10 protein-coding genes and 1 tRNA gene are annotated in these 17,789 nt (G+C 44.1%); 7 read left to right on the top strand and 4 right to left on the bottom strand.

Annotated features, from left to right (window positions below):
• Nucleotide 1: 1 nt before the first annotated feature.
• From PCAR9_RS07220 to PCAR9_RS07210, 3 genes are all read left to right on the top strand, one after another.
• Nucleotides 2-1,939 carry a monovalent cation:proton antiporter-2 (CPA2) family protein gene (locus tag PCAR9_RS07220; RefSeq protein WP_179983013.1) on the top strand — a complete coding sequence of 646 codons (1,938 nt, stop codon included), beginning with the start codon at nt 2-4 and terminating at the stop codon, nt 1,937-1,939.
• A 266-nt stretch (nt 1,940-2,205) separates the two neighbouring features.
• Nucleotides 2,206-3,339, top strand: coding sequence for an efflux RND transporter periplasmic adaptor subunit (locus PCAR9_RS07215; RefSeq protein ID WP_179983012.1), 1,134 nt, complete (start codon nt 2,206-2,208; stop codon nt 3,337-3,339).
• 3 nt (nt 3,340-3,342) lie between these two features.
• Nucleotides 3,343-6,390, top strand: a complete 3,048-nt coding sequence (locus PCAR9_RS07210) for an efflux RND transporter permease subunit (protein ID WP_179983011.1) — start codon at nt 3,343-3,345, stop codon at nt 6,388-6,390.
• Nucleotides 6,391-6,816: 426 nt separating this feature from the next.
• Here PCAR9_RS07210 and PCAR9_RS07205 read toward each other — a convergent pair whose 3' ends face one another.
• A complete protein-coding gene (locus tag PCAR9_RS07205; protein WP_179983010.1) occupies nt 6,817-8,469 on the bottom strand; it encodes an AMP-binding protein in 1,653 nt (550 codons plus the stop codon).
• Nucleotides 8,470-8,787: 318 nt separating this feature from the next.
• Nucleotides 8,788-9,372: a TetR/AcrR family transcriptional regulator gene (locus PCAR9_RS07200; protein WP_179983009.1), complete on the bottom strand. Its 585-nt coding sequence runs from the start codon at nt 9,370-9,372 to the stop codon at nt 8,788-8,790.
• Nucleotides 9,373-9,525: 153 nt separating this feature from the next.
• On the opposite strand from PCAR9_RS07200, the gene PCAR9_RS07195 reads away from it, so the two are divergent.
• The 4 genes from PCAR9_RS07195 (at nt 9,526) to PCAR9_RS07180 (ending at nt 15,646) form a co-directional block, all read left to right on the top strand.
• On the top strand, nt 9,526-10,680 hold the full coding sequence (locus PCAR9_RS07195; protein WP_179983008.1) for an aromatic ring-hydroxylating oxygenase subunit alpha: 1,155 nt from the start codon (nt 9,526-9,528) through the stop codon (nt 10,678-10,680).
• Between the two features lie 66 nt (nt 10,681-10,746).
• Nucleotides 10,747-12,270, top strand: coding sequence for an FAD-dependent oxidoreductase (locus tag PCAR9_RS07190; RefSeq protein WP_179983007.1), 1,524 nt, complete (start codon nt 10,747-10,749; stop codon nt 12,268-12,270).
• A gap of 208 nt (nt 12,271-12,478) precedes the next feature.
• On the top strand, nt 12,479-13,501 hold the full coding sequence (locus tag PCAR9_RS07185; protein WP_232091141.1) for an MBL fold metallo-hydrolase: 1,023 nt from the start codon (nt 12,479-12,481) through the stop codon (nt 13,499-13,501).
• 210 nt (nt 13,502-13,711) lie between these two features.
• Nucleotides 13,712-15,646: an EAL domain-containing protein gene (locus PCAR9_RS07180; RefSeq protein ID WP_179983005.1), complete on the top strand. Its 1,935-nt coding sequence runs from the start codon at nt 13,712-13,714 to the stop codon at nt 15,644-15,646.
• A 111-nt stretch (nt 15,647-15,757) separates the two neighbouring features.
• Here PCAR9_RS07180 and PCAR9_RS07175 read toward each other — a convergent pair whose 3' ends face one another.
• Both PCAR9_RS07175 and PCAR9_RS07170 read right to left on the bottom strand, forming a co-directional pair.
• Nucleotides 15,758-17,485 carry a sensor domain-containing protein gene (locus tag PCAR9_RS07175; RefSeq protein WP_179983004.1) on the bottom strand — a complete coding sequence of 576 codons (1,728 nt, stop codon included), beginning with the start codon at nt 17,483-17,485 and terminating at the stop codon, nt 15,758-15,760.
• Between the two features lie 214 nt (nt 17,486-17,699).
• A tRNA-Val gene (locus tag PCAR9_RS07170) sits at nt 17,700-17,776 on the bottom strand.
• Nucleotides 17,777-17,789 lie beyond the last annotated feature (13 nt).

Genomic DNA, 17,789 nt, shown 5'->3' with positions numbered 1-17,789 from the left:
CGTGACTGGCTATTTTCTATATGCATTTATTTACCTTATTGCCGCAGTAATAGCAGTGCCAATAGCAAAGCGCCTTGGGTTAGGATCTGTACTTGGTTATTTAATTGCAGGCCTTGTTATCGGGCCAGTATTCGGGCTCGTTGGCGATGAGACGGTTGCCATTCAACATTTTGCTGAATTCGGCGTAGTAATGATGCTGTTTTTAGTGGGGTTGGAGCTAGAGCCTCGGTCACTATGGGCAATGAAGTCCAAACTAATAGGCTTAGGCGGGCTACAATTAGCACTCACCACCGTTCTTATCACCGGCGTCGCCTTGTTTCTTGAACAGCCTTTTGGCATTGCTCTTACAATAGGCCTTATTTTTGCTCTTTCTTCAACCGCTATTGTTTTACAAACACTACAAGAAAAAGGCCTTCAGAAAACTGAGGGGGGCAAAAGCGCCTTCTCCGTTTTGCTATTTCAGGATATCGCCGTTATTCCCATGCTTGCGCTTATACCTCTTCTTGCCATACCCGAGCTGGTCGAAGCAGGAAATGCACATGGCGGCGATACAGGATCGCACGATAGTCTAAACGTTGTTGAAGGGCTTGCCCCTTGGGCTTCAGGTCTCGTGATCATTAGCTCAATTGCCTTTTTAACCATCGGAGGACACTACTTAAGTCGCCCATTATTTAAGTTTGTGGCCGCATCTGGCTTACGAGAAATTTTTACCGCAACCGCGCTTATGCTCATTATCGGAATTGCAGCTTTAATGGGGCTGGTCGGGCTCTCTCCTGCCCTTGGCGCATTTTTAGCGGGTGTAGTTCTAGCTAACAGTGAATTCAGGCATGAGCTTGAAGCCAATATCGAACCGTTCAAGGGATTATTACTGGGCCTCTTTTTTATTACGGTAGGCGCTGGCATTAACTTTTCTGTGCTTTCAGAAAACCCGGTGTTAATTGCAGGGTTAACCCTTGCTGTTATGTTAATTAAGGCCCTAGTTCTGTTTGTTATTGCCTTATTATTTAAAATAAAAGGTAAGAATAAATGGCTATTCACACTAAGCCTCGCACAGGCCGGTGAGTTTGGTTTTGTACTGTTAAGTTTCGCCTCGCAAAACTATGTATTGCCTAGCGACATCATTTCTATACTTTCTTTAGTCGTGGCCATTTCTATGTTTTTGACGCCGGGGCTTTTCATTTTATTCGACAAGGCCATAATTCCTCACTATAAAAAAGCTAAATCTCAACGTGATGAAGATGTTATCGACGAGAAAGGCACTGTTGTCATTGCCGGCATTGGCCGTTTTGGGCAGATAGTAAATCGCCTCTTAGTGGCCAACGACGTCAAAACGGTTGTGCTCGATATTCGCTCTGAGCAAATAGACCTTTTCAGGCGCTTCGGTAATAAAGCTTATTTCGGCGATGCATCTAAACCTGACATATTGCATACCGCTGGGGCACAGGAAGCCTCTTTATTGGTTATCGCCATTGACGACAGAAGTACAGCTGCAGAGATGGTGAAATATGCTAAGCACGCCTTTCCCAATGTAAAAGTGCTTGCTCGGGCGTTTGACCGAGGACATGGCTATCGGTTGCGCCAGTTAGGCGCAGATTTTGTGGTATCAGAAACCTACCATAGTGCGCTAGAGATGGGCGCAGAAGCATTACGCTCACTCAATATCCACCCCTTTCACGTTGAGCGACAGAAAATGGCTTACAAGAACATTGAATCTCAACAAAACGATGTGCTGTATCACGCGTGGGTAGATGACGCGAGTGGCGAAAGGATAGACAACAACTACCTTAAACTGTTCAGCGAACTAGAATCGCTTATTGAAGATGCACTGAAAGCAGATTTACATGACAAACATTCGAAGATGCGTGGCTGGACGCCACCACCAAAAGGGTATGCTGAAAAGCTTGCGCCTGATGAAAAACCAAGTAAAACAAATGAATGATGAGTGTGTAACTCTGCGGAGCTTAATTTGCGCTTTTGAACTGCGGGTCGAGGTGTTAATTGGTATTTGCCGATTAACGCTTGTATTTGTGAACAAAAATTCTGATCGAAAACGACAAATAACGCTATAACCTTTAAGTACAAAGAAGTAAGCGTATATTAGATTTTTACTACATCCTTCTTAAAAAGAATGGATATACGCGTAATAAAAGATAACCCATTGCCAAAATGGGGATAAAAAGTGGTTTATTTAAATGGAGAGTTACCATGTTGTCTAAAAAGAGTCTCTTTAACAGTGTAGCTATGCGCGCTGTAGTTGCATTTGCTGCACTTGCTGGCTTAAGTGCGTGTGAAGACGCCCCCACTCCACCAAAACCCGTCTCATCAACACCGGTAACACTTTATAAAGTTCAGCATTCAGACGAGACCATCGCTAAATTCCCAGGGCAAGTGGAAGCAGCCGAGTATTCTAACCTTTCGTTTCGCATTGGCGGCAAACTGCAAGAACTCAATGTAAAAGCGGGCGAGGAAGTTAAAGAGAATCAACTTATCGCACGGCTTGATGACAGAGACGCAAAAGCGCAGCTCGCCACCGCTCAGTCTCAGTTCGATGTAACTTCCGCTATGTTTGAACGTATGGAAGCATCGGTTGAAAAAGGCGCGGTAAGCCGCTCTACCTTTGATGAAGCGAAAGCCAATTTTTTAGCCGCTAAAGCCAGCCTGACCAATGCACAAGACCAGCTAAGTTATACTGAACTTCGTGCACCTTTTGCTGGGCTTATTGCCTCTGTGCCCGTTGAAAACTATCAAGTAATTGTGCCTCAGCAAACCATTGCCGAGCTTCATATGCCAGGCGCTATTGACGTAACGTTTCAGTTACCAGAGCAAAAAATGCGCATGATTGACCGCTCTAGAGCCCGTAAAAACCGTACCTCAGAAATGGCGTGGGTCACTTTTTCTGGCATGCCAGAAAAACGTTATGCTGCCATGTATAAGGATCACGAAAGCACTACACGACAAGGCGAGCTTAGCTATGAAGTGACCATTACGCTGCCAGAGCCAGACGACATCAATGTACTATCTGGTATGAGCGCTACTGTATTGCTGGATATGACCAAGCTCATTGAGTCTGATGCTAAACTTTGGTTAGTTCCCTTTGGTGCTGTAGTTACCGACAATGAAGAGCCAGAAAAAGCCATTGTCTGGCGCTTCAAACCTGATAGTGACGACACTAAAAAAGGCACTGTCGAAGCGGTAGAGGTAATGATCACACGCGCTATTTCAAACGGCTTGTTAGTTGAGGGCCCGCTAAACGACGAAGATAAAATTGTCGCTGCTGGTGCTCACCTTGTAAAAGAAGGCCAGGCGGTTACTGAGTGGACGAAAGAAGGAGGCCTGTAAATCATGGTCGAGTATTTTTTTCGTCAAAAAGTTATAAGCTGGATGGTCGCCATCATTTTAGGTGTTGGTGGCATTGTGTCTTTCTTAGGTCTTGGTCAGCTAGAGTTTCCTGAGTTTACGATTAGAAACGCTCTCGTCATAACGCAATACCCGGGGGCAACCCCTGAACAAGTGGAAGAAGAGGTCACGCTTCAGCTTGAAAAGGCCATTCAGCGTATACCCAACGTAAAGCGCATTAGTTCTGTAAACATGGTAGGGCTGTCGCAAATTACCGTTGAATTAAAGAGCAGCGTTCAAGCTAAGGATTTAGAGCAATACTGGGACAATTTGCGCCGTAAAGTGGGTGACGCACAAGCTTCACTGCCACCTGGAACCGGTACATCGATAGTTAATGATGACTTCGGCGATGTGTATGGGCTTTTGATGACCTTACAAAGCGAAGACTATTCATTAAAACAGTTAGAAGATTTTGCTGACCTTATGCAGCGAGAAATTCAGCTTGTCGATGGCGTTAAAAAAGTATCCATTGCAGGCACCGTTTCCGAGCAAATTATCGTGTCTTTAGATCACGATAAAATGAAAGCCCTTAATGTTTCTGCAGAATCTATTGCCGGTCTGTTAACTGCTCAAAACGTGGTAGGCAACGCAGGTTCAATTAAAGTTCAAGGTAAGCGTCTTTCTATTCAGCCTACGGGTGAGTTTGATAATTTGGAGGCATTAGGCCAGGTGGTAATTGGCTCACCAGCTAGCGGCCTTATTCGCTTAACTGATATTGCCACTATTGAGCGTAAGCTTAACGATACCCCTTCCCTTCTTTACCATAGTTCTGGCACCCCTGCGCTGTCTATTGGCGTGTCGTTCGCGTCGGCAGTAAATGTAGTTGATGTAGGCAAGCGACTTGATACCAAAATTGCGGAGCTAGAACAGCGTATGCCACTTGGTATGAGCCTGAATACTGTTTACAACCAGCCTTCGGTAGTCGACGATTCTGTAACCGGCTTCCTCATCAATCTTGCTGAAGCGGTAGCCATCGTTATTTTTGTACTGCTGCTATTTATGGGCTGGCGTAGCGGCGTACTGATGGGGCTTATTCTTGTTCTTACTATTCTTGGCACCTTTATTTTAATGTCGATAAAAGGCATTGAACTTCAAAAAATATCCTTAGGAGCCCTTATTATTGCCTTAGGTATGCTGGTCGACAACGCCATTGTGGTAACCGAAGGCATGTTAATAGGTGTGAGAAAAGGACAAACTAAACTTCAGGCGGCCAAGGACGTAGTCTCTCAAAACGGTTTACCGCTTCTTGGCGCGACCGTTATCGCTATTACCGCTTTCGCACCTATTGGGCTTTCCCCTGATGCCACGGGAGAATTTGTTGGCTCCCTTTTCTGGGTTCTGTGCTTCTCGCTATTCTTGAGTTGGATCACAGCGCTGACCATTACCCCATTCTTTTTCGACTTACTGTTTAACACAGAGAAAGAACGTCAATCAGATAGCGAGGATGACGACCCTTATAAAGGTATTATCTTCACCATTTATAAGCGACTACTTACTGCTGCCATTAATCATCGATATATCACTATTGTACTTGTCGTTCTTGCCCTAGTAGGCAGCGTCGCGTCGGGTAAATATGTGAAAAACGCGTTCTTTCCTAACTCATCTACTCCACTGTTTTTTGTAGACTTACGTCTGCCAGAAGGTAGCGATATTTTAACGACTGAACAATCGATACGACGTTTAGAAGAAAAAGTGATGGATATGCCTGAGATCGCCAACATTACCAGCGTAATAGGCGGCGGAGCACAGCGTCTTACACTAACTTACTCGCCTGAAGACCGCTACGCGAGCTATGGGCAACTTATCGTAGAGACCAGTACAGTGGAAGCTCGCGATGCCAGAATGCGAGAAATTATTGAGTTACTGCGCGAAACCTTCCCCAACGTGCAATACAAAGTACAAGCTCTACAAGTAGGGCCTTCTGCAAAAGCGGCCATTGAGGCCAGAATATACGGGCCTGAGCCTGAGGTTTTGCGTGAAATAAGTAGTGACGTTGAAGCTATATTTCAAGCAGAACAAACCATGGATAGCGTGCGCTTATCATGGAGTAATAAAGTCCCATTTATTGAGCCTGTATTCTTGGAAGAACAAGCCAGACGTATTGGGGTAACCCGAGATGCCGTTCACACCGCATTTCTCCTTAACAATGAAGGTGAAACTGTCGGGTTATACCGCGAAGGCAGCGATTTAATTCCGATTGTAATGCGCAACGACCCGAACCAGCGCTATGATATAGACAACCTTGCCTCGCTTAACGTGTGGAGTCAGGAGCAAGGTAAATATATCAGCATGGCTGACGTTATAAGCAATGTTGATGTGACCTTGAACAATCCCATTATAAAACGCCGAGACAGAGTGCGCATGTTAGCTGTCTATGCAGAACCACTTCCACTTTCTGGGGAAACAGCCGCTAGTGTGCAGGCTAAAGTTCGACCACTTGTAGAAGAACTTGAACTGCCCGATGGCTACCGTATTGAATGGGGCGGGGAATACGAAACATCAACAGATGCACAAAGCGCACTGTTTGCGAGTATGCCCATTGGAATTTTGGGTATGTTTATCATTACCGTATTATTGTTTGGTCGATTGCGCCAAGCGTTAGCCATATGGGGCGTAATACCACTTACCACTATCGGCATTATTGGTGGCTTAGTACTAGTAGGCGCCCCATTTACCTTTATGGCGCTGCTTGGCAGCTTGAGCCTTATTGGTATGGTGCTTAAAAACGGCATTGTGTTGATGGAAGAGATAAACGAGCAGGCGAAAGGTAATAGCGATGCGTTTAATGCCGTAGTTAAAGCATCGGTATCTCGTGTACGGCCTGTTTCTATGGCTGCCATCACTACTATACTGGGTATGATTCCGCTGTTTTCTGACGCGTTCTTCGCATCAATGGCGGTAGTTATTGTATTCGGCCTGACTGTTGCTACCGTGCTTACACTGCTCATTTTGCCGGTGCTTCACTGTACGTTCCACGGTATTAAGTCTGAGTAAAAAGTCTACAACCCAATCGTACAGAAAAAGCTGGCTCCTTTTTTAGGTTGCCAGCTTTTTTCTGTATATACTAACGCCCACTAATACCAATCCGCATAGATCATTACCCACTCAGAAGGCGCTGGCAAGCTTCATAGCGAAGCGTGGGAATGCAGGAATGGTTGTTCCCTTTCAAATTCCCAGAATGAAGCTAGGAAGCTTGCCAGACCTTCCCGAAGGGCGAGTTTAAAATGTCCGTACTCTTTGTTGTGTCACCTTGATGTAGAACCACTATACCTGCGGCAACACGCCGCGATTACGAACATTTTAACTCTCGCTGAGTGGGTAATTATCTATGCGGATTGGTATTAATGAACAAACCCTATTGTGGCTTATGTTTTTGCTGAGAAATAACGTCGTTTGAATACGTGCTAGTATTGCTTCTGGTTATTCACACCACAACACTTTTTGTTGATTATTAAGTGCTGACGCAGCCTCTTTAAATCTTGCTTCAATTTCAAAGCGCCTAATTTTCATCGTCGGCGTAAGCATATTATTTTCAATTGTCCATGGTTCACTTGCCACAAGAATATGGCTTAGCTTTTGATGGTTTTCCAAGCTTTCATTCGTATTTTGAAGAAACCGCTCAAGCTCTCGTCTAATAGCATCTTTATCTAATAATGATGCAGTGTCGCTAAGTACAACTGCAGCGAAAGGTTGAGGCCTATTGCTTCCCATCACACACGCAAGCTCTATAATGTCGTGATTGCACATCATTGCCTCGATAGGAGAAGGAATGATGTACTTTCCCGTTGTCGTTTTGAATTCGTCCTTTAATCGCCCTACGATTTTAAGAGCGCCCTGCTCATCCCACTCACCTCTATCTTTGGTTTTAAACCAGCCGTCGTCGGTGAAACTTTCAGCGGTTACCTCTGGACTCAAATGGTAACGTTCAAATACATTGCGCCCCTTCACCTGAATCTCATTATCTTGTGAGAGACGAACCTGAGCATCAGTAAAGGGCTTGCCTATTGTACCTATCATCGATGATTTAAACGGATAGTTAATACACCCTGCCCCCGTTACCTCAGTCATGCCCCAGGCTTCAGAAATGTAGATATCAAGGGCTTCAAACTCTTCAATAATTTCTCTCGCGATTGGCGCGGCAGCCGATACCCAAACTCTTGTTTCTTCAAAACCTAAACTACATTTTATTTTTCGTTTAATACTTTGATTTACAGAAGGGTCATTCAACAGTGATGACAGTTTTTTCTTGGGAACAGTGTGATAAATTGAAGCAAGGAACTTGGCCCATAGGCGAGGAACTGAGAAAAAAACAGTTGGCTTTGCCGCTTTCAGGTCGTCAATGAAGGTTTCAAGTGATTCGGAGAAATAAGTCACTGCACCTGGAGCATAAATCATCATACCTTCGGTAACAACACGCTCGGCAATATGAGCAAGAGGTAGGTAGGAAAAGAGCCTATCGCTTTGATTTACGTTAAGCCACCTTGCAGTATCACCACATGCTGATGCATATGCAGATTGGGTGAGTTCGACGCCTTTAGGTGTGCCAGTTGAGCCTGATGTGTACATGATACTGATAACACTATCAGCTGCCCCTTTAAAGAACTCACCGGTAAACGATTTTTGAGCCATCCAATCTTTCCATGCAATTGGGCCGTCAATTGAATCACAAGGAAGCGCTATCTGTGCAAGTGAAGAGGAAAATACCCGCTGACCTATTTGGTAATCGTCAACTTTTCCAATGAATACAGCCTTGCATTTTGTACGCTCAATAATAAAAGCCAGCGTTTCTTCATTTGCCGTTGGGTAAATGGGGATCGAAACCATACCAGCAAGCATTACCGCCCAGTCAGCAATTATCCATTCGGCGCTGTTTTTGCCATAAATTGCCACAGCATCGCCTTTACCCAGTCCTAAATCATGCAAACCACCTATTAACGATCGCACCGCTTTTTCTACCTCCTCCCAAGTCCATACGCGCTGCCTTGCACCATCAGGTTGGTAAAATGCCGGCTTCACAGCAAGATGTTTAAAGTTGTGTCTTAGCGCACTTAATGGGAGTACATCATTCATCATTTCGCATCCTTAGGCAGTTAGTTAGGCATGAGGGAGTCAAAAACCTACCACTCGGTAGGCAAAATAGAAATAACTTACCATGTGGTAGGTTGTCAACAGTAATAAAATTATTTGTTAAAAAGTTTAATCACTTAAAAGTCGTAAAATTTTTGGTAGGACTAGGAATTGAGGGTTGTGCAACAAACAAACCGTTAGCGGAAGAGAAAGCGTATTTTATTAGCTTTCATTTGTAGAAACAGGTTGAATATTGGCCCTATCAAGGGTCAATATTCACGTCGAGAAATTAAAGTACTTAACGAAATACCGTGCTAGGGGCGGCTATGCATCAAAAATAATACCCTTCAACATCTCCATGTGGTGCTGTTCATGTAGCTTTCGTTCTTCGCGCGTGTAAAGCTTGTCGAGCGTGGGACGGGAAACCACATAGTACTGCGTTGCGCCCAACAAGTGATATACGAAAGCAAGCGGTGACTGCCCTTTAAAATACCCGTGCTGCTGCCCGTTCGTTACAATAGCTACAACATCATCAAGAAACGGGCGTAAAAACCACTTTTGTGCTTGTTCAGCACGTTCGCGATTATCAAGTAACTCACGCATAAGCAATATAATTACTCTCAATCGTTCTTCATCAGCACATACCATTCTTTTAAATAGTGCGAAGAGCTGATTTTGCGCATTATCTGATTCAGTTCTTATTTCCTCTACCAAATCGACGAGATGATGCGCCGCCTGCGCTATTACGGCTGCATAAAGTTTTTCTTTTGATGGGAAATGGTGCAGCAGGCCTTGTTTGCTAACGCTAACCTCCGCGGCAACATCGTTAATACTTGTACCATAGAAACCATTTTTCGAAAAAAGAACTGTGGCAGTACTCAATAACTTATCTTTCGTTTTTAATTTCACTTCATCATTCCAAAGCAAAAAGTGTAGATAGCATATTGACAGCTTACCACCTGGTAGGTATTTTGTAAAAACCTACCAATCGGTAAGTAAATTGAAATACGCATACCGCGTTTGATTTATCAAAACATACGCTTCCCGTTTAGGAGTGACATCATGAACACCGATATCGAAAAGTTGTTGATTAAAAATGCGAAACAAAACGTCGCTAACAAAACCACCTCACTGGGTGATATTGAGGTGCGTTCAGACACCAACAGATACACTAGCCAATCTCGATTTAACGATGAACTAAAAAAGGTGTTCAATTCTCTACCGACCATTGTGGCTCATGCCTCTGAAGTAGGTGAGCTCGACAGTTATAAGGAAGTTAAGACAACTATGGGCTCGTTGATTGTAAGCCGAGATTCGAACAACCTCGTGCGCGTATTTAGAAACGCATGTCGACATCGAGGTGCGAAATTAGTTGAAGGCTCTGGGTGCAGTAAGCTGTTTGTATGTCCTTACCACGCATGGTCGTATACCACTGATGGCGCACTTAACAACATTCCAGGTCACCAGCACTGCTTTCCAAATACCAATAAGTCAGACAATGGCTTAATTGCACTGCCAAGCATCGAAATGTATGGCTTTATATGGGTATGCCCAAGCGCTGCTGAAAATGAAGATATCAAAGCCCATTTAACGGGACACTTGGCAGGTATGAATGCGCACCTTGAGTGGCTTAAAGCAGATGAACTAACGCATTTCAAGCGCTTTACTAAGGTATGGAAGGGTAATTGGAAGCTCTTTTCTGAAGGTGGACTTGAGACTTATCACTTTGCATTTGCACATAAAGAGACCATTGCGCCGTTTTTTTACAACAATGTTGCGGTAATTGACAAGGTTGATATGCATTACCGAGTAGTTATGCCCACAAAGAACCTGTCGTCTGAGGAAGCACAGGCAACAGATGATTTATCGCTGCACGACTATAGCCACACGCTGTTCATGTTGCTGCCGAATACGGCGCTGCTTATACAAAAGGAACACGTGGAATTTATTAACTTTCGCCCACTTTGCGCGGGAGAAACCGAAATTACTATTACGACCTTAATCCCCAAGAGCGCCGATCTTAACGATATTAATCAGCTTCGTCATTGGCAGAAAAACCACGACATCACCAATACCACGCTCAACGAGGATTGGGCTTTGGGTGAGTCTATCCAATCGTCGTTAGAAAGCGGCGCTCTGCCCTACATTCAATATGGTAAGAATGAATGGGCTTTACACGCCTTTAATGAAGAGCTTGATGCACTTCTTTCAGTGTAACGACTGTTTTGCATAAAAAATTGTCTTTAGTGGCTATAAAACAAAAGGCTCGGTGAGGTAGAAGCTATGTCGCAGTATAGAATATGGGAATGTCAGGCTTGTGGTTGGCTATATGATGAGGAGCAAGGCTGCCCTGAAGAAGGCTTACGTCCAGGTACTAAATGGGAAGACATTCCCGACAATTGGCGTTGCCCTGACTGTGGCATTAGTAAACGCGATTTTCAGATGAGACAAGTGGCTGAGGTGAGCGATGTTGAGCATATAAACACTCAAAAGGCATCGCTCCAACCCTTTCACAGTGAAGGCCCTGCAAGCACAAAACCGTTAGCCAGCCAAGGAACTCAGCACAACGACGCAAGCGATGCTCCCATCGTGGTTGTAGGTTCGGGCATGGCGGGCGTTAACTTTGTGAAATCGTACCGTCAACACGACAAGCATACGCCCATTGTTGTTATCTGCTCAGATGATGGCGCGGTTTACAGCAAGCCTCAGCTATCTAATGCTTATGCGCAACAAAAAAGTGTCGCTACGCTTACGCAAAGTTCGGCCTCGGATTTTTCACGCCAATATCGCGTTAGACTGTTTACTCATACGTTGGTAGAGCATATCGACACGCACGCTAAATGCGTGTTACTTCAAGGTGGCGGAGAGCAACCTTATGACAAGTTAGTTCTAGCTACAGGTTCATCGGCAATGACGCCAGCTATTGAGGGTAATGCAAGTCACAAGATTCGCGTTGTGAATAACCTCACTGATTATGGACAGTTCATTACCGACGCCGCGCATGCTCGCCACATTACGATCATGGGGGCTGGCTTAATTGGCTGTGAATTTGCTGATAACCTGCTGCAGGCAGGTGTTCATGTGAGTATTGTCGACCCTCAACCCAGTGCGCTCTGTGCGCTGCTGCCCAACGAAGCTTCTACTTCACTCACTCATGCATTAGCAGAGGCAGGTGCAGCATTTCACTTTGGCACTACAGTATCGCGTGTTGAGAATGATGGGCAGGGCGTAGAAGTGTTGCTTGCCAACGGCAAGCGACTTAAAAGCGACCTTGTGCTGTCAGCAATTGGTGTAAAGCCCAATATTGAGTTGGCGTTACGCGCTGACATTTCGTGTCAGCGTGGCATTTTAACCAATAGTAACCTAGAAACATCGGCGCCAGATGTGTTTGCAGTGGGAGACTGTGCGCAAGTATCAACACAGCACGACGATGCAGGCGCTCATATAATTGCTGATAATAAGCCCGAGCGGGTTGGCGTAGTGCTGCCCTATGTCGCGCCATTACTGAATCAAGTTAAGTTACTGGCATCAAACTTAGCCAACGAGAAAATGAACGGGAAGCAACCCGCGCATTTGTCCTACCCCATTATGCCCATTGTCGTAAAAACCAGCTGTCATCCTATAAACATGGTGCTACCCATTCATACTTCTGTTGGCCGCAGTCGTTGGTTAATTGAAGAACAAAGTAATAATGGGGTTAGTGCAAGGCTGCTCGACAATAAGTTCAATACCATTGGCTATGTGTTAACAGGTTGCTTTAATTCACCTAGTTCTGCGAAAGCATTCGCTCGACTCATCCCAGATTAGGTCCCGTATTACAAAGTAATTGTGCTTCATAGTTAAGCCTGTCAGTACAATCAAAACTTCAGACAAAGCAACAAAAACTACACCCACCAGTTTACTTTTAACAAAATTAGTTTATTATGGGTAAACTACACTGTGCAGTATACTTTTTATTTAAGGTGAGAGCATGCCCGTTTTTAATCGCACACGCTTTCTTGTTGGAGTTTTATTTATGACATCTTTCTGTGGTTCTTCAAACAGCCTTGCTGCAAGCGCGTCACAATCTGAAAAATTTGCGAATACCCATATTGAATATAAAACGACGTGGCGAGACATGTGGAAAGTGACCAAAGCGTATTTTCGTGACAACAGAGATGCAGCAACGCCAACGTTTGACATACCCGTCTCGGCACTGACACCTCAGATGCTTGACGCAGTTGCAGAAGATAGCGTGATAAAGCTGGGCCACTCTACTACCCTATTGAAACTTGCCGAGCGTTTTATATTAATCGATCCGGTATTTAGTGAACGAGCGTCTCCTGTGCAATGGATAGGACCCAAGCGGTTTCACGATGCACCAATATCACTTCAAGACTTACCTGACATCGATGCAGTGATAATTAGTCATGATCATTACGACCATTTAGATAAGAGCAGTATTGAAATACTTCAAAGCAAGGTTGGCGTATTTATCACGCCGTTAAAAGTAGGTAATCATCTACGCAACTGGGGAGTAAATGCAGACAAGATTGTAGAGTTAGATTGGTGGCAAAACACTGAAATTGGCAATCTTGAAATTGTTGCGACCCCTTCTCAGCATTTCTCCGGGCGAGGATTATTTGATAGAGATGAAACACTTTGGGCTAGCTGGGTTATCAAATCTTCAACTACAAGCATTTTTTACAGCGGCGACTCGGGCTATTTTGACGGATTTAAAGCTATTGGTGAAAAGTACGGTCCGTTTGATTTATCGATGATTGAAACCGGCGCATACAACGAGCTATGGTCTGACATTCACATGCTGCCTGAAGAGAGCTTGCAAGCCCATATTGATATTCAAGCGAGTGTCATGATGCCTGTGCACAACAGTACCTTTGATTTAGCACTACATAATTGGAATGAGCCTTTAATAAAAATCACAGACCTTGCTGGTGCTAAGGGTGTCCCTACCAGCATTCCTATCTTTGGCGAAATAGTACCTATAAAGCGTGCTGGTGAAGTCCCTAATAAGACCTGGTGGATGGAAAACAGATAAAACATATAGACAAAGAGAAGGCTTTATTACTACTCGCTTAACATTTTGTTTTACTGTACATTTATGGTTACATTGTATAATTCGCACTCATCTCTTGAGTAAGCTACAATTAGATAAAATGCTGTGCGGTTAAAGTCTAAGCGCACAGAGATGCTGCGCGACCGCTATAGCGAAAATCAATTTTTCAGTTGAAGGAGATAACTGCTAGTAATGAAGCTATCTAGCCAAACTAATTTGGGTATTGTAACCCTTTTGTTTTTAGCATTTACTGCATTGTCTGTCGCTGAATTACGTGAGCTACAATCAAACACGTCTGAGGCGGTAACGCTGCAGGCTGAAAAAAGTGCGCTGGTATATAAGAAGGCTGTCGCTCAACAGGTTCCTCTTTCCCCTCAAGCTGAGCGTCTAGCACTAGAAACGTTACTAGAAAGTGCCGTAGCACAGCCCTATGTATCTGCTGCATCAGTTGTTGACTCAAACGGTAAAGAAGCGTTGAGCGCAAAGGCCGCAAGCGAAAACACCGTGCCACCGTGGTATTCACTCGTTGACCCAAGCCCTGCTTTTGTGAAGCGCATCGCTTTATACAATAGTGAGAATAACCTCGTACTTACGGCAAGTAAAAGTACGCTTGCCAGTAATTTACTTGCTGTACTAATTAAAAATATCGCTGCTTTTCTCGCTCTTGCAGTGCTTCTTTCACTTTTCGTTGTACTCGTTAACCGACGCATAAAGCGCCCCGTTGATGACACCGTTAAAAAGCTCAATGAGATTGGCAGCCATAACTTTACATCGCCTAAAATAACAGCGTCGAGTGAAGATTTTAAGCCATTAACCGAAGCGGCTAACTCACTTGCAGGCACATTATCTACTAAATTTGATGAGCTAAAGCGTCAAGCAGAACTATTTAAAAAAGAAGCCAGTAAAGACTCGCTCACAATGCTAGCTAATAGAGGTGCTTTTGAGCGTCATATGCGCGCTCTTCTAAATGAAAATGCTTCTGCTCAAGAGAAAGAGCTTATCATTGTCAGACTAGCTCACTTAGGCAGTATAAATACGAAAATGGGTATGGTTCCGGGCGATAATTACATTAAAGCGGTGGCAAATATTTTGGTAGAAGAAACCAAGAACAACCACAATATCCGCTTTGTGTTTCGATTGTCGGGCGGTGATTTCGCACTAATCAGCGAAGCTATGGAAAGCGCGGCCCGAGAACTTATGCTTACTAATCTTGCAAAGCAATGTGCAAGCGCATCGCCGCTTCGAGATGGAACCAAAGCGACCTACATGGGGATCACTCGATTTGTCGGTACAATGACAATGCCGCAAATTATGGAAAGTGTGGATAGCGCTCTCATTACTGCAATGAAAACCCAAAACGGCTGGCAGTTGGCATCAGAGATATCAAAAGTACACAGTAATACTCAGTGGCGTGAGCGATTGAACTACATTGTGTCTCAACAGTACGCCGATATTATGATTCAGCCTGTAATGAACACAGACCAAAACGTTCCCGCTTATTACGAAGCATCAGGACGTTTCAAGGATAAGGATACAAATGACGTAATCCCTATGGGGCAACTGATTCCAGCCTCGGAGCGATTAGATCTTATTCCACAGGTGGACAAGCTTGTCACTACTATCGTACTGAAAAAGTTAGAAGTAACTTCTCAACATGTCGCTGTAAATTTAAGCATAGCCTCAATTGCGAATGCCGAGTTTAGAGACTGGTTAGTAAAGGAAATCGCTAAGCGTAAGCCCTTAAGCCATAGACTGAATTTTGAAGTAGAAGATGCCGCCCTAATTCAGTATAGAGAGGTTACAGAATCGCTTTGCCGCCAGTTAATTAACATAGGCTGTGGAATTACTATTGAGCGTTTTGGTGATAATTTTGCTTCACTTTCTGGCCTAAGGGCAATACAACCGCAGTTTGTAAAGCTCTCTGGCAGGCTGACCCAAGGTATTCATACAAATAAAGACAACCAGCTATTTATTTCAAGCCTTGTGAGTATAGCCAAAGGCTTGAACATAAAAGTGATAGCAGAAATGGTAGAAAACGAAGCTGAATCCGTGGCCTTGAATAAGCTTGGCGTCGATCATCAGCAAGGTTATTACTTTGCCAAACCATCACTGTGGAATGTGTATTAATACGCCGGTTGTTATTAATACTCGATAGATGATTACCGCGCTTTAAGACGTGCGCGGATGCATGTGAAAGGGTTAAGACATAATAGTGAGCGCCTTAAACGTTTTTTAGACCTACCAACTTTGACCTGAATATAAGCTTTCAATGGTGTCAGCGCTTACCGGCCTTGAGTACAGATAGCCTTGTACATATTCTACGTTTAGTGATTTACAGTAGTCAGACTGGCTTTCTGTTTCTACCCCTTCTACAACAATCTTCAAGTTTAGTTTGTGTCCTACATTTACAATGGCTTCCATTAATGCGCTGTCGTAGTCATTCTCCGGTGCGCCCTCTAGAAAAGAGCGGTCAATTTTTAAATGTGTAACAGGAAAATGCTTCAAATAACTTAGTGAGGAATAGCCAGTCCCAAAATCGTCAATTGAGATTTCTACGCCTAAATCTCGCTGTACTCGAAGATCTTCTAAAATGGTACTGTCTGATTTAATTAGTACGTTTTCAGTAAGCTCTAAACCGATATCTTTAGGCTGCAAGTTGTATTCGTCGCGACAAGCAGTAAGGCATTTAAAATAAGAGCTTTTTTCTAGCTCTTTGCCTGAAACGTTAATATCGATACGAATTTCGATGCCTTTTTGCTTCCATTCTTTCGCCTGTTGGCACGCTTTTCTAAGCACCCAGGTTCCTATATCGCCTATAAGCTCACCGCGCTCAGCGATAGGTATAAAGACATCAGGAGGTACAGCTTTAGTTTTATCTACAGGACACCACCTAAGCAGCGCTTCACATGAAGTAAACCCACCTGTTTTGCAGTCGACCTGAGGTTGATATACAAGCTCAAATTCATCATTGCGCAGCGATTCTCTTAAATTCGCTGCTACGTTTCTTTGCTCGCGAAGACGCTGGCTTAGCGCATCTGTGAAAAAATGATATCTGTTGCGGCCTTCAGCCTTCGCCTGGTACATAGCTGCGTCGGCGTGTTTTAGAATGTCGTCAATCACATCGCCATCACGGGGGTACAGGCTGATGCCAATGCTAGAGGTAATATGGACGTTTTCAGTACTTAGCGCAAAGCTCTCACGAAAACACGCGGACAGGGTTTTCGCGATTTCCTCACACCTAATTTCGCAACTTACGTTATTAGCCAAGTAAACAAACTCGTCGCCGCCAAATCGCGCCAGTACGCCATTAGCGTTATCAATGCAGCCTGACAAGCGTTTGGCCACTGACTTTAGCAATTCATCACCCCAGGAATGCCCCAAGGTATCGTTAACCTCTTTGAACATATCTAGGTCGATAAAAAACAGCCCAAAACCTGTGTTAGATGACCGTGCATCGTCAATAACAGAAGTTAAACATTGTTCTAACGCGCGTCTGTTGGGTAAATTCGTAAGTAAGTCAGTGCATGCCATTCGCTCAAGTTCTTGGCGTATCTCATGCTGTTCACTTAAGTCAATATCAACACAGTACATCTCCGGCGAATCAGTGCCTTGCTTTAACATTACGTGAGAAGAAAAAACGTGAATGGGCTGACCGCCCTTTTTCTTTAATACCAATTCATCGGAAGGGATAGGCTCATTAAACTCTATCCAGCGCTGATGAAATTTAATAACGTCATCGCGCATAAAGTTAGGGATAATGAGGTCTTCAAGCTTTTTACCCAGCGCCTCGGTTTCGCTGTAGCCATAGATATCTTCGCTTGATTTATTCCAGTAGATTACATTTCGGTACTTGTCGTATCCTTGCACAGATACTTTTGGTAAGGCGCTAATGAGCTCAAGGAACCGCCTCTCAGCAGCACCATGTTGTCCAAACAACAAGGGCTCTTCGTATCTCTGCAAGCTCATCGTACTCCCGTAACTACTTTTTAAGTACTCAGCGTTCGAAAAAAATTTTCAGCACTATTTCAGTGTAGTCTAAAACCAGTAGTTAGATGGTCTTATAAGACGCAATAACGAACACAGAGAATAAATGAATACTGTAACTGCCAATACACCATACCGTGTCAATAGCACAAGTAGGATACGACAAAGGTTGTAATCTTTGTGATGGAGAAATAAATGGTGCGTCTACCCTGATTCGAACAGGGGACCTCTACCATGTCAAGGTAGCGCTCTAACCAACTGAGCTATAGACGCATATAGAACTGTG

The organism is Alteromonas macleodii (genome assembly GCF_903772925.1).
GTDB classification, from domain to species: domain Bacteria; phylum Pseudomonadota; class Gammaproteobacteria; order Enterobacterales; family Alteromonadaceae; genus Alteromonas; species Alteromonas macleodii_A.
The sequence above is the reverse complement of the archived record's forward strand: the minus strand, read 5'-3'. Positions and strand labels throughout refer to the sequence as shown.

What these genes read in the sequence shown, in the direction of transcription:
- PCAR9_RS07215 (WP_179983012.1), top strand. Translation starts at nt 2,206, where the DNA reads ATGTTGTCTAAAAAGAGTCTCTTTAACAGTGTAGCTATGCGCGCTGTA.
- PCAR9_RS07210 (WP_179983011.1), top strand. Translation starts at nt 3,343, where the DNA reads ATGGTCGAGTATTTTTTTCGTCAAAAAGTTATAAGCTGGATGGTCGCC.
- PCAR9_RS07205 (WP_179983010.1), bottom strand. Translation starts at nt 8,469, where the DNA reads ATGATGAATGATGTACTCCCATTAAGTGCGCTAAGACACAACTTTAAA.
- PCAR9_RS07195 (WP_179983008.1), top strand. Translation starts at nt 9,526, where the DNA reads ATGAACACCGATATCGAAAAGTTGTTGATTAAAAATGCGAAACAAAAC.
- PCAR9_RS07190 (WP_179983007.1), top strand. Translation starts at nt 10,747, where the DNA reads ATGTCGCAGTATAGAATATGGGAATGTCAGGCTTGTGGTTGGCTATAT.
- PCAR9_RS07185 (WP_232091141.1), top strand. Translation starts at nt 12,479, where the DNA reads ATGACATCTTTCTGTGGTTCTTCAAACAGCCTTGCTGCAAGCGCGTCA.
- PCAR9_RS07180 (WP_179983005.1), top strand. Translation starts at nt 13,712, where the DNA reads ATGAAGCTATCTAGCCAAACTAATTTGGGTATTGTAACCCTTTTGTTT.
- PCAR9_RS07175 (WP_179983004.1), bottom strand. Translation starts at nt 17,485, where the DNA reads ATGAGCTTGCAGAGATACGAAGAGCCCTTGTTGTTTGGACAACATGGT.